Origin of the sequence: Savagea serpentis, from assembly GCF_015351395.1 — a bacterium.
GTDB classification, from domain to species: domain Bacteria; phylum Bacillota; class Bacilli; order Bacillales_A; family Planococcaceae; genus Savagea; species Savagea serpentis.
The window spans coordinates 63,273-76,059 of sequence record NZ_JADKPV010000001.1; the positions used below are offsets into that span (position 1 = coordinate 63,273).

The window sequence follows — 12,787 nt, forward strand, 5'->3', positions numbered from 1 at the left end:
TTAACAATGACAGTACAAAACATTAAAAACTACATTAACGGTGAGTGGGTTGAGTCAAAATCAACGAACATCGAGCCTGTATATAACCCAGCAACAGGAGAAGTCATCGCAAACGTCCCATTATCGACAGCAGAAGAATTAGATCACGCGGTACAAGTAGCGGACGCAGCGTTCCAAGAGTGGAAAGAAGTACCCGTTCCACGTCGCGCACGCATCATGTTCAAATATCAACAACTTCTCGTTGAGCATTGGGATGAGCTTGCAAAATTAATTACAATTGAAAACGGGAAAAACTTTACAGAAGCACACGGTGAAGTTCTTCGCGGAATTGAATGTGTCGAGTTCGCAGCAGGTGCACCGACATTAATGATGGGCGAACAACTTCCATCGATCGCAACAGGACTTGAATCAGGCGTTTACCGTTACCCAATCGGCGTAATTGGCGGTATTACACCGTTCAACTTCCCGATGATGGTTCCTTGCTGGATGTTCCCGATGGCGCTGGCGACAGGGAATACATTCGTATTAAAACCATCTGAGCGTACACCACTTTTAGCGAACCGCTTAGCTGAATTAGTAGAAGAAGCTGGATTCCCGAAAGGTGTATTCAATATCGTACACGGAGCGCATGACGTCGTAAACGGTATTTTAGACCATGAAAAAATCGCAGCGATTTCATTCGTCGGTTCACAGCCAGTCGCAGAGTATGTGTACAAGCGTGGAACAGACAACTTAAAACGTGTTCAAGCATTAGCAGGAGCGAAAAACCACTCGATCGTATTGAGCGATGCGAACATCGACAATGCGGCGACACAAATTTTAAACGCAGCATTCGGTTCAGCAGGAGAGCGTTGTATGGCTTGTGCGGTCGTAGCTGTTGAAGATTCAATCGCAGATGAGTTCATTGAAGCACTTGTTCAAAAAGCGAACGACATTCAAATCGGTAACGGCTTAGACGAAGGGGTATTTTTAGGCCCAGTCATCCGTGACGCACATAAAGAGCGCACACTCCAATATATCGAAAAAGGAGAAGAGGAAGGTGCGAAGTTAATTCGCGACGGGCGTCTCGATGAAGCAGCGAAAGAAAACGGCTACTTCGTTGGACCGACAATTTTCGATAACGTAACATGTGAAATGAAAATTTGGGAAGATGAAATTTTCGCGCCAGTGCTTTCAATTAGCCGCGTGAAAAATTTAGAAGAAGCGATCGAGCTTGCGAACAAATCACGTTTCGCAAACGGCGCATGTATTTTCACGAAAGATGGCGGTAGCGTACGTACATTCCGCGAAACGATCGATGCAGGAATGCTCGGCGTAAACATCGGTGTACCAGCTCCTATGGCATTCTTCCCATTCTCAGGGTGGAAAGATTCATTCTACGGCGACTTACACGCAAACGGAAAAGACGGATTGAACTTCTATACGCGTAAAAAAGTGTTAACTGGTCGTTGGGTATAACATATACCTAGTTGAAAGATGCAGTGTACGCACTGCATCTTTTTTTCACCCAAAAATGGATGGTTTAGGAGGGAAATGCGATGTTTGGTATCGTTTTAGGGCTCGTCGTCTTAATGGTATTAGCTTATTTAGGATGGTCGATCATTTGGGTTGCACCGATTGCAGCAGGAATTGTAGCACTCACAGGTGGACTCGACATTTTAGAAGCGTATAAAAGTACGTACATGAGCGGTTTTGTAGGGTTTGCGAAAGAATGGTTCCCGGTATTTATGCTCGGAGCGATTTTCGGGAAGTTAATGGAAGATACAGGGATGGCTCGTTCGGTCGCGTTATTCTTCTCGCGCGTCATCGGTGTGAAGCGTGCGATTTTAGGAGTTACCGTATCGACAGCACTCCTCACATACGGAGGCGTCAGCTTATTCGTCGTCGTGTTCGCTGTTTATCCGATCGCTTTAACGATGTTCCGCGAAGCGAACATTAGCCGTAAAATATTGCCGGCAACGATTGCACTTGGTGCGCTCACATTCACGATGACAGCGCTACCAGGAACACCTCAAATTCAAAACTTAATTCCGATGAGTTATTTTCAGACGACTCCGATGGCAGCGCCGATCATGGGCTTCATCGCAACACTCGTCATGGGCGGAGGAGGATATTTCTACCTCATTACACGCGAAAAACAGTTGCGTAAAAAAGGCTTCGTCTTTGAAGAGCCGAAAGATCAAAAAATTGTGGAAGATACAGGGGTCGTACCGTCTGTCATTTTATCTCTTTTACCGCTCGTTGCGGTCATCATTAGCTTGAACGTTTTGAAATGGGACGTCATCGTCGCATTGCTTACAGGAATTGGTTTATTGCTCTTATTGAACATTACGAAATTCAAATCGTTCGTAAAAGCGATGAACGAAGGAGCGACAGGTTCGGTTACAGCGATTATTAATACGAGTGCGGCCGTCGGTTTCGGGACCGTCGTGAAAGCGGTACCAGGATTCGAAACGTTAACGCACTGGTTGTTAAATATTAAAGGAAACCCGTTAATTTCAGAAGCGGTTGCGATCAACTTGCTTGCAGGAGCGACAGGTTCAGCATCTGGAGGAATGGGGATTGCGCTTGAAGCACTCGGTGCACAATATTATGACATCGCCATTCAAACGGGCATTAGCCCAGAAGCGTTCCACCGTATTGCCGCGCTCGCTTCCGGAGGATTAGATGCACTTCCGCATAACGGAGCCGTCCTCACTTTACTTGCGATTACAGGTATGACGCATAAAGATAGTTATAAAGATATCGCGGTCATTACAATTGCGATTCCAATACTCGCATTAATTATTTCAATCATTTTCGCATCGTTCGGAATTTATTAAAACATTCTCGAGTGAATCGTTAAAAATTTCCTATTGAACAGGAAAAACGATGCAATTGTATGAAAAATTCACGAAAACGTTATATTTGTTCTATCTAAACGAATGAAATGTTGCTATACTATTTTCATAATAATTGTTGAAAGTGTCACTCATATAATTCTCTAGAATATGGCTAGAGAAGTATCTACCGACTTACCGTAAATAAGTCGACTATGAGTAGAAAAAGAAGTGCGTACATCGTGACGCACTTTCTTGCGTTCTACTTATGGCGTTAGAGTGCCTGTTCAAGTAGGAGGAACTGAAAGTGAATTTAGGCAAGGAAACCGCACTCGGGATCCAACATTTACTCGCGATGTATGCAGGGGCAATTTTAGTGCCACTCATCATCGGAAAAGAGCTCGGATTTAATTCGGAGCAAATGACGTACTTAGTCGCAATCGACATTTTAATGTGTGGGGTTGCGACATTATTGCAAGTGTATTCAGGACGCGTTATCGGAATTGGTCTTCCTGTCGTTTTAGGATGTACGTTTACGGCGGTTGCTCCGATTATCGAAATCGGAAGTGAAAAAGGAATCGGCGCAATTTACGGTGCGATTATCGCATCGGGTGCAATCATCTTTTTAATCGGCGGGGTATTCGGAATGCTCGTGAAATTTTTCCCACCTGTCGTGACTGGAACAGTCGTTGCGACGATTGGAATTTCGTTGCTTCCGGTTGCGGTCAACAATATGGCAGGCGGATTAGGTTCACCGGATTTCGGAAGTAGTGCGAACATGACGCTCGCCTTTACGACATTGCTCATCATTTTAGTCGTCTATCGTTTTGCGACAGGCTTTTTGCGAGCGATTGCGATTTTAGTCGGTCTCGTCGGGGGTACGGTCATTGCGATTTTCTTTAAAATGGTCGATTTTACTCCTGTTCAACAAGCGGACGTCGTGCACGTCGTTCAACCATTTTACTTCGGAGTGCCGACGTTTGATGCGTCGTCCATCATTTTAATGACGCTCGTGGCGATGGTGTCACTCGTCGAATCGACCGGAGTGTATTTCGCTCTCGGTGATATTTGTGATAAGCCGTTAAATTCAAAAGATTTAGCGCGTGGGTATCGTTCGGAAGGGCTCGCTTCCATTATCGGAGGATTGTTTAACGCTTTCCCGTATACGACATTTTCACAAAACGTCGGATTGACGCAAATGTCTGGTGTGAAAAGTCGCCGTGTCATCGTCATTACCGGTATTATGCTCGTCATTTTAGGATTCGTTCCTAAACTTGCGGCATTGACGACGATCATTCCAGAAGCAGTGCTCGGAGCGGCGATGATTGCGATGTTCGGAATGGTCATTATGCAAGGGGTTAAAATGTTAGCGCCTGCTGTCATTCATTCGGCGGAAAATGCGATGATTGCAGCGGTTGCCATTGGACTCGGTGTCGGTGTATCGATCGTGCCGGAAATTTTTCAGTCATTGCCTTCACAAATTTCAATTTTAACGTCAAATGGTATCGTCGCTGCGGCGGTGACGGCGATCGTATTAAATATTTTCTTCAATATGATTGGTCCGCGTCGTGAACCGACGAATCACGTATAAACGAACAATCCTTCACCCGTATGAGTGAAGGATTGTTTTTCATTATTGGACGTGTAACGTATCATCGTCGCGCGTAATCGTCCACGTTTTATTATGTGATGTGACGGTCGCGCCTTCAGGAGAATGTTCGAAAGCGAGCGTTGTCATCCCCTCGTTTTCGTAATGGAAAAGAGCGATGCCGCGTTCGTTTTCTGTTTCAAATGCATAGGCGACGAGTGGACCATCTTCTAAGCGGTCCAGTTCGGTAATGGCTCCTGTTTCTGTCTCTTGCCAGTACAGCCATTCGACTTCTTGCCAAAGTTCGTCTCTCGCAGGATAGTCGTAACGAGACCACGTTTCGTCATTCGTAATGTCATTGTTGCGTGAAACTTTGTACGTCCAACCGAACTGTGGGACCCGTTCATCGTATACGGAAAAGACGCCGACACGGTCGCCTGTTTTCGGGTCGAATGTCGCTCGTTCAATGACGAGATGAGGGCTTGATATCGCTTCTACGAGTGTGACATAGCGTCTTTCATGTTCGTATTTTTGGTATGTCGGAAAGAGCGCGTACGCTGTGATGTATAAAATGACAAGAATCGCGCTAATCGTCGTCGCGAGTTTCGGTCGTTGGCGCAAAGTGAGCCAAACGATCGCGATGATCAATAATAGAAGCATTCCTACCATGAGGAACGGAATGAGTTCAGATGGATGCATTGTGTTCTCTCCTTAGCTGTTTGCGGCATGCATGCCCGCCACTCTTCCAGTGACGAGTGCCGATGTGATGTTATAACCGCCCGTATAACCGTGAACGTCGATAATTTCTCCACAAAAATGGAGTCCTCGTTTTAGCTTCGATTCCATCGTTTTCGGGTTTAATTCTTTCGTTTTGACGCCTCCGCCCGTAACGAAAGCTTTTTCGATCGGCTGTGTGCCGGTAATCGAAATCGTAAATTGTTTAAATTCATGAGCGAGCGCGCGCAATTGTTCATTAGAGATGCTCGCACCTTGGGTATCTGGCTCGATTGCGGCACGTTCGAATAAAAATAAAAGCCATCGTTCTTGTGCGAATGCTTTCAAACTATTTTTCACCGCTTTTTTCGGGTCTTCTTTACAAGTCGTGCGCAATTGTTGGAACAATTGTTCTTCGTTTTGTTCGGGATGAGAGTCGATCGTCACATTGACCGGTTTATTTTTCGTTTTCATCTGTTCTTTGACGACGAATTGGCTGCATCGTAATACGGCCGGTCCACTAATGCCAAAATGGGTGAATAACATATCCATTTGATGAGTAATTAATTTTTTACCTTTCGCATTCCAGACGCTTACCGCAACGTCTCGTAAGGCGAGTCCTTGAAGCTCTTTTGAACGGATGAAGCGCTCATCGGATAGTAAAGGAACTTCCGTCGGGTATAACGTTGTGACCGTATGTCCTGCGCGTTCTGCCCACGGATAGCCGTCGCCCGTACTCCCTGTTTGCGGAACGGCTTTCCCGCCGACTGCGACGATGACGTTGTCGGCTTGAATATCTTCGCCTGTCGTTAAGCGTACGCCGCGCACTCGTTCATCGTCCATCAACAATTTGTCGACTTTCGTTTCGAGTCGTACGTCGACATGTAATCGTTCTAACTCTAAAAGAAGCGCATTGACGACATCTTTCGCTTTATTGGAAACCGGAAACATACGTCCGTGATCTTCTTCTTTTAAAGGCACGCCAAGATTTTCAAAATAGCGTATAATGTCTTCATTGTTAAAAACAGCAAAAGGTCCGTATAGAAAACGTCCGTTTCCTGGTAAGTGGGCGATAATTTCTTCGACGGGTAAGCGATTCGTCACATTACAACGACCGCCTCCTGAAATGGCGAGTTTCGTCCCGAGTTTTTTTCCTTTATCGAGCAAGAGGACGCGCGCGCCATTTTCTGCTGCAGCGATTGCAGCCATTAAGCCAGAAGGTCCTCCTCCGATTACAATTGTGGCATATGCCGTCATACTATCCGACCTTTCATTGTTTACTCGCCTCATTTTACCATAGGTGGCGCTGAACCGTGCAACTTTTTGAGGAGGAAAGTCGTCTAAGTCGGTTAGACGAATATTGTATAAATGACGATGGAGCGGTAAACTATAGAAGGATTATTATAGAATGGAATGATAAATGAAGATGTCATCAACTCTCATACGTGGTACTGCGATTATTACGATCGGCCTCTTTTTGTCAAAGGCGCTCGGTCTTTTATATTTAATTCCTTTATATGCAATTGTCGGAAAAGAAAGTATGGCGCTTTATCAATACGCCTACGTTCCGTACAATTTATTTTTATCGATAGCGGTATCAGGGGCACCGCTCGCCATATCCAAATATGTCTCAAAATATAATACACTTGGCGATTATGAAACCGGCAGGCGTTTAATGAAGTCGGGTATGGTTCTCATGATGATTACGGGAATAACGGCATTCGTCGCGCTCTTTTTATTAGCGACACCGATCGCTGGAATCGTCAACCCGGAAACCGCTGAAAATCCAGCGGATGAAGTGTATACGATTGAACAAGTCGCAACGGTCATTCGTTGGGTCAGTTTCTCTTTAATCGTCGTGCCGTTACTCAGTTTGACGCGCGGGTTTTTCCAAGGATATAACAAAATGGAACCGACCGCCGTTTCACAACTCGTTGAACAAATTGTCCGCATTTTATTCGTGCTCGGCGGTGCAGCATTCGTCGTTTATGTGATGAAAGGGACAGCGGATATGGCGATTAATGTCGCAGTATTTGCAGCCTTTATCGGAGCGATTGCTGGATTGCTTATTTTATATAAATATTGGCAAAAATATCAGGATGAATTTGATATGTTGCGTCGAAAAAGTATTCCTTCTGGAGAAGATGTGTCGTTTTGGGCGATGTATAAAGAAGTGTTCGGTTATTTAATTCCGTTCGTGCTCGTCGGGACGATTAACCCGATGTATCAAGCAGTCGACATGTTGACCTTTAAAAAAGCGATGGCGTCAATCGGGCTTGCGGACGTGTCGCATATGTATCTCGGGATGATCAACTTATTGACACATAAATTCGTCATGATTCCCGTCATGGTTGCGACAGGCTTTTCGATGGCGCTCATTCCCGTGATTACGGGGTATTTCACCGGGAAAGATCGTCCTGGAATCATTCGTGCGCTCGACCAAACGTTTCAAATTATGCTCTTTTTAACGATTCCGATGGTGCTCGGTTTAATGGTATTGTCCGATGAGTTTTATACATTTTTGTATGAAAAAGATGCAGCAGGGGCTTCTATTTTAGCGCATTATGCACCCGTTGCGATTTTGTTTGGGATGTACAGTGTGACGGCGGCCATTTTACAAGGGATTGACCGTCATAAATGGATCATTTTTACGTCGATGTTCGGTTTATGGGTGAAAATGGTCATCAATATTCCATTCATTCAATGGTTTGAAGCGAACGGTGCGATTTATGCGACGGGGGTCGGGTATTTCATCGCAGTCAGCATGAACATTGGCATCATTATGAAAGTTGTTAACTACCGCTCAACGATGGTCATCCGTCGTCTCGTGCTCATTGTTTTATTAAATGTCATTATGATTGCGGTCGTTTATGGGACATTGACAGGGCTTCGTGCGATTGCGCCAGCAGATGGTCGTTGGATCGCTTTATTGTACGTGTTAATCGGTGCAGCAGTTGGAGCAGTCGTTTACGGCGTGCTCGCTTACCGTACAGGACTGTTACAACGTTTGCTCGGAGATCGCATTACGCGACTCGTCGGTAAGTTTTCGAGAGGATGAAGAAATTGAGAATTGATAAAATGCTCGGTCATTTAGGCTATGGAACGAGAAAGGAAATTAAACAATATGCGAAACAAGGAATGATTGCGGTCAATGGTGAAATGGTGAAAAATGCGAGTGCGAAAGTGGATGTCGAAAAAGATGTCGTCACATTCGTCGGAGAAGAAGTGCATTATCGCGAGTTTGTCTACATTTTGCTAAATAAGCCAGCCGGTGTCATTTCAGCGACAGAAGATCATGTAGAACGTACGGTTATCGATTTATTGGATGATGAATTACGTCATTTTGAGCCGTTTCCTGTCGGACGTCTCGATAAAGATACGGTCGGATTTTTACTGTTGACGAATGACGGACAGCTGGCGCATCGCTTACTCACACCGAAAAACGATGTGCCGAAAACATATTTTGCGCGCATCGACCAAGCGGTAACTGTTGCTGATGTAGCAGCTTTTAAAGAGGGCGTCACATTAGATGACGGTTATGAAACGAAGCCTGCAAAGCTTGAATTGACGGAGCGACCTGATGAAATTTTCGTCACGATTACCGAAGGGAAGTTTCATCAAGTGAAGCGCATGTTCCGCGCGGTCGAGAAAGAAGTCGTCTATTTAAAGCGCTGTTCGATGGGGCCGCTTGAACTCGATGAACATTTACGAGAAGGTGAGTATCGTGAATTGACAGAAGAAGAGGTAGAAGCATTGCAAAACTATCGTTAATGAAAAAAGGTTCACCACTACTAAACTGAGTAGCGGTGAACCTTTTTTTAATCGTTATTATTTTCTTCAACTCTTTCTTGTAATTTTTCGAACCGTTGAATGTCACGTTCTTCAATCGGAAGCATTTCATTTTTTAAGAGCGACAAGATAGAGAAGATGAGCAGTACTAAAATGATTGTAAACGGCAAGGCGGAGACGAGGGAGGCGGTTTGTAGTGCATTGAGTCCTCCACCTGAAAGTAAGGCGAGGGAAGTGGCCGCAATGATTGTCCCCCAAACGACTTTATTCGCAAGCGGTGGAATAGAAGAGCCACCTGATGTCATACTCGCTAAAATATACGTCGCCGAATCGGCACTCGTCACTAAAAAAGTGAAAATTAAAATGATTGCAAAACCGTTCAATAAACCGGTCATCGGCAATGTGTCGAATGTGACGAATAGGGCTTGTGTCAAATCTTGGTCGACCGCTTCCGCAATCATCGTGCCGTTATTCATATCATTATAAAGTGCAGTGCCTCCGAATACCGCAATCCAAAACGCAGCGATGAGCGGTGGAATAATCATCACCCCTAATATGAACTCTCGAATTGTTCGTCCTTTCGAGACACGTGCGACAAATGCTCCGACGAACGGGCTCCACGCAATCGCCCAAGCCCAATAGAAAATCGTCCAATCTTTCACCCATTTCCCTTCAACATAAGGCTCTAAGCGTAAACTATACGAAACGAAATGATCGATAAAATCACCGATCGCGAGTGTGAATGTTTCTAAAATGAAAAGGGTGGGACCCGTGAAAAAGACGAAAGCGAGTAAACCAATCGCCATCCCTAAGTTCAATGTACTTAAATATTTAATCCCTTTTTTCAGTCCGGTCGTCGTTGAAAATAAGTAAGCGACCGCCATGATGATGATTAAAATCATTTGGATGAGGAGCGTTTGCGGTGTGTTAAATGCGATATTTAATCCACCATTCATTTGTAAAACACCGAGTCCAACACTCGTCGCCACACCCATCACTGTTGAAATGACCGCTAAAATATCGACGGAATGTTTCACCGTTTTATTGTGCCCAATAATTGGCGTAAGCGCTGTTGACACGAGTCCGTCTTTTTTCTTTTTAAACTGTAAAAAAGCAATCGCAAGTCCCATTAAAGCAAAGACGGACCATTGGCTAATCCCTTGGTGAAAAAAGGCGTACCCCATCGAAATTCGCGCAGCCTCTTCACTTTTAGAGCCGACTCCTTCAAATGGAGGAGAGAAATAATGGCTCATCGGTTCGGCTACTCCCCAAAAGACGAGACCTGCCCCAAAACCTGCGGAAAAGAGCATGCCAATCCACGAGAAAAAAGAAAATTCAGGTTCGCTATTTTCGTTCCCAAGCTTAATGGAGCCGTAAGAAGTGAACGCAAGCCCGAGTAAAAAGATGACGATTGCAAAAATCGCAAGTAAATAAAACCAGCCGAAATACGTCGTTGTCCAATTAAATAAAGCGTCTGCAATATCTTCGAATTGTTCCGAAAACAGTAAACCGAATGTAATTAATAAAATTAAAATCGTTGAGGAAATGAGAAAAACAGGATGTTTTAAGAAGTGACGGTTCATTGAAAGCCACCGCCTAATATGTGAGGTTCTTGATCAGAAAAAATGTGAGCCAACTCCTTTATATTTTTAATAAGTATAAACTTACCATTTTTAATTTAAAAATTCAAATCATAACTAGTAAATCTTTATAAAAAAATAAAGGTAACGCACAAAAAAAGCTGCTATGCGCAGCTTTTTATGGTCACATTATGATGAAAGTTCGACTTCGATTTCAGTTGTCGTCCATTGTCCGCGCGTCGGACTTTTAATGAGCTCGTTATATTCGAGCACGTTTAAGTCGCGCTGAACTGTGCGTGCTGTGACGCCGAATTCCTCAACAATTCGATCCGTTGTAACAACCCCATTGTCCAAAATAAAGAAATAAACATCTTTGACACGTCGTAACATTCTGTCTGTTGAATTACTCATCGCATTCACCTTCCGTCGTTTTTTCGCTTGATGCAAATGAACTCCGTCTACACTATGAAATCGATTCGTCCTTTCACTATTAGTATACCTTATTTTGACAAAAAAGTTGTAAAAAATGTGTTAAAAATTAATCTTCAATAAGCAAATAACTGCCACGTTGCTGTTTGCAAACTTTTTTTAATTCACTCGCACGTTCAGCAAGCTTGTGCAAGTTATCGAAATGAGCGGTTTGTACGCCCGCGACAGAAATTGATAAAAGAGGAAAAGTTTCTTTTTCTCCGTGTCGGTTCATCGCTTCGATAAACTGAGCGTCAACATCTTCTGTACGATAGAAAGAAGGGACGATTTCATCAAATTTTTCGATGATGGCCTTACCTATACGCTCTGCATGATTGGGTGCCGTCATAAAAATAAAGTCGTCCCCGCCGATATGCCCGATGAAATCGAGTGGGGAGGCGATTTTTTTCAAAATGCGGGCGAGTGCTGTAATGACATCATCTCCGCTTTCAAAACCGTACACGTCGTTATACGGTTTGAAATTGTCCAAATCGATATAAAGAACGGTGCACGCACAATCATCATCAATGTCACGTTGAATTTGTTGCTCAATCATTAAGTTGCCAGGTAATTCTGAAAGTGGATTTAAATGTTTGGCAAAATTTATTTCAATTTGAATTGTCTGTTCTAATAAATCCTTCACCGTGACGATGCCGAAATAGTGATTTTTTTTCGTCATGGTAATAAAATCATACAATTGGTCGTCTGTCCTCATCATTGCGAGTTTGGAGACGATATTAATAGGAGTCGATCGATCGACAGAGATGAAATCCGTTTGCATAATTTCACTAACGGGCTTGTCGCTATATAAGCTATAGCCGAAAGGTCCACTGAGCGCAGCATACAATCTTTGTTTCGTAACGACGCCTAAAATATGCCCGTCTTGTTCAACGCAAAGCCCATCGACTGCTAATGTTTTAAATACATTGGCGACTTCTTCAATGACAGTTGTCGGTTGTACAGTAGGGATAGCATTTGTAATTTGTTCAACAGATGTCGAAATGATTTGTGTCGGTTCGAGATTGCTTTTTTGTTCATTTTCTCGGATGATAATAGTATGAACATCCTCATTGCGTAGCTCTTTTTGTGGAGAGGGACGCTGGATGAGGTAGCCTTGTCCGTAATGAATGCCAAATTTAATTAAAGTGAGGAGCTCAGCGGTCGTTTCGATGCCTTCTGCAATGATAAAAATATTCGATAAATTTGCGAAATCGACCAAGCTTTTCACGAGCGATTGCTTCGTTTCATCATGATCGATATTTCGAATTAAATGCATATCTAATTTCAAAAAGTGGGGATGCACGTCTGTAATGATATTGAGACCAGAATAACCTGACCCGACGTCATCGATTGCGACAAGATATTGTTGGTTTTTATAATGGTCGACCGTTTGCTGAAAGTGGTCGATGTTTCGTATGGCTTCATTTTCCGTAATTTCAAAAACAATCGCATCAGGATCGATCGAAAATTGACTTAAATAATCTTTCGTAAATCCTTCACGAAAACGATTGTCACTCATAATATTCGGGTTGACGTTCAAAAATAATTTCCCTTCCAATTGAAGGCTTGCATAGCGTTCAAGTGCAGTCGTACGGCAAAGTAATTCGAGTTCCCATAGGCGCTTACGCTCGGTTGCAAATTCGAAAAGCACTTCTGGATTGACAAACGGTGTTTCTACTGGTCCGCGACACAGTGCTTCATAGCCATATATTTCTCCGTTTTTTAATGAGATAATAGGTTGGAAGACGGTTTGAACATTTCGCTCGGTTAAAATGGCTTCCAAGCAAGCGCGTTTGTCAAAAATTTTTACTACCATAATTCAAAACCCC

The 12,787-nt window shown here is 43.7% G+C and carries 10 protein-coding genes and 1 riboswitch; of the genes, 5 read left to right on the forward strand and 5 right to left on the reverse strand.

The genetic code is table 11. The features are described from left to right. Window positions 1-6 precede the first annotated feature (6 nt). The 3 genes from IRY55_RS00315 (at window position 7) to IRY55_RS00325 (ending at window position 4,410) form a co-directional block, all read left to right on the forward strand. Window positions 7-1,458 carry a CoA-acylating methylmalonate-semialdehyde dehydrogenase gene (locus tag IRY55_RS00315; protein WP_213086627.1) on the forward strand — a complete coding sequence of 484 codons (1,452 nt, stop codon included), beginning with the start codon at window positions 7-9 and terminating at the stop codon, window positions 1,456-1,458. 80 nt (window positions 1,459-1,538) lie between these two features. After that, entirely contained in the window at window positions 1,539-2,822 is a 1,284-nt protein-coding gene (locus IRY55_RS00320) for a GntP family permease (protein WP_194561270.1), read from the forward strand. A 129-nt stretch (window positions 2,823-2,951) separates the two neighbouring features. Next, window positions 2,952-3,055, forward strand: a riboswitch (purine riboswitch). Between the two features lie 71 nt (window positions 3,056-3,126). After that, window positions 3,127-4,410 (forward strand): nucleobase:cation symporter-2 family protein, encoded by a 1,284-nt coding sequence (locus tag IRY55_RS00325; RefSeq protein WP_194561271.1) that lies wholly within the window; start codon window positions 3,127-3,129, stop codon window positions 4,408-4,410. 42 nt (window positions 4,411-4,452) lie between these two features. Here the strand turns inward: IRY55_RS00325 and IRY55_RS00330 are convergent, their stop codons facing one another. Continuing rightward, window positions 4,453-5,106: a hypothetical protein gene (locus tag IRY55_RS00330; RefSeq protein WP_194561272.1), complete on the reverse strand. Its 654-nt coding sequence runs from the start codon at window positions 5,104-5,106 to the stop codon at window positions 4,453-4,455. A 12-nt stretch (window positions 5,107-5,118) separates the two neighbouring features. Then, complete coding sequence (locus IRY55_RS00335) at window positions 5,119-6,378, reverse strand: BaiN/RdsA family NAD(P)/FAD-dependent oxidoreductase (protein ID WP_194561273.1); 1,260 nt, start codon at window positions 6,376-6,378, stop codon at window positions 5,119-5,121. Between the two features lie 169 nt (window positions 6,379-6,547). Here IRY55_RS00335 and IRY55_RS00340 point away from each other — a divergent pair, with 169 nt between their 5' ends. Beyond that, on the forward strand, window positions 6,548-8,179 hold the full coding sequence (locus IRY55_RS00340) for a putative polysaccharide biosynthesis protein (RefSeq protein WP_194562337.1): 1,632 nt from the start codon (window positions 6,548-6,550) through the stop codon (window positions 8,177-8,179). Further along, window positions 8,176-8,892, forward strand: coding sequence for a pseudouridine synthase (locus IRY55_RS00345; protein WP_194561274.1), 717 nt, complete (start codon window positions 8,176-8,178; stop codon window positions 8,890-8,892). Before IRY55_RS00340 ends, IRY55_RS00345 begins: the two co-directional genes overlap by 4 nt. Before the next feature lie 47 nt (window positions 8,893-8,939). Here IRY55_RS00345 and IRY55_RS00350 read toward each other — a convergent pair whose 3' ends face one another. The 3 genes from IRY55_RS00350 to IRY55_RS00360 all read right to left on the reverse strand — a co-directional run bounded on the left by IRY55_RS00350 (window position 8,940) and on the right by IRY55_RS00360 (window position 12,774). Continuing rightward, the gene (locus IRY55_RS00350) at window positions 8,940-10,493 is read right to left on the reverse strand and encodes a BCCT family transporter (protein WP_194561275.1); all 1,554 of its coding nucleotides are present in this window, start codon (window positions 10,491-10,493) and stop codon (window positions 8,940-8,942) included. Window positions 10,494-10,679: 186 nt separating this feature from the next. Beyond that, a complete protein-coding gene (locus IRY55_RS00355; RefSeq protein ID WP_194561276.1) occupies window positions 10,680-10,901 on the reverse strand; it encodes a DeoR family transcriptional regulator in 222 nt (73 codons plus the stop codon). A gap of 127 nt (window positions 10,902-11,028) precedes the next feature. Further along, the gene (locus tag IRY55_RS00360; RefSeq protein ID WP_194561277.1) at window positions 11,029-12,774 is read right to left on the reverse strand and encodes a GGDEF domain-containing protein; all 1,746 of its coding nucleotides are present in this window, start codon (window positions 12,772-12,774) and stop codon (window positions 11,029-11,031) included. Between the last annotated feature and the right edge of the window lie 13 nt (window positions 12,775-12,787).

Coding starts and splice junctions, on each gene's coding strand:
- IRY55_RS00355 (WP_194561276.1), bottom strand. CDS start 10,901: ATGAGTAATTCAACAGACAGAATGTTACGACGTGTCAAAGATGTTTAT.
- IRY55_RS00360 (WP_194561277.1), bottom strand. CDS start 12,774: ATGGTAGTAAAAATTTTTGACAAACGCGCTTGCTTGGAAGCCATTTTA.
- IRY55_RS00320 (WP_194561270.1), top strand. CDS start 1,539: ATGTTTGGTATCGTTTTAGGGCTCGTCGTCTTAATGGTATTAGCTTAT.
- IRY55_RS00345 (WP_194561274.1), top strand. CDS start 8,176: ATGAAGAAATTGAGAATTGATAAAATGCTCGGTCATTTAGGCTATGGA.
- IRY55_RS00340 (WP_194562337.1), top strand. CDS start 6,548: ATGTCATCAACTCTCATACGTGGTACTGCGATTATTACGATCGGCCTC.
- IRY55_RS00335 (WP_194561273.1), bottom strand. CDS start 6,378: ATGACGGCATATGCCACAATTGTAATCGGAGGAGGACCTTCTGGCTTA.
- IRY55_RS00350 (WP_194561275.1), bottom strand. CDS start 10,493: ATGAACCGTCACTTCTTAAAACATCCTGTTTTTCTCATTTCCTCAACG.
- IRY55_RS00330 (WP_194561272.1), bottom strand. CDS start 5,106: ATGCATCCATCTGAACTCATTCCGTTCCTCATGGTAGGAATGCTTCTA.
- IRY55_RS00315 (WP_213086627.1), top strand. CDS start 7: ATGACAGTACAAAACATTAAAAACTACATTAACGGTGAGTGGGTTGAG.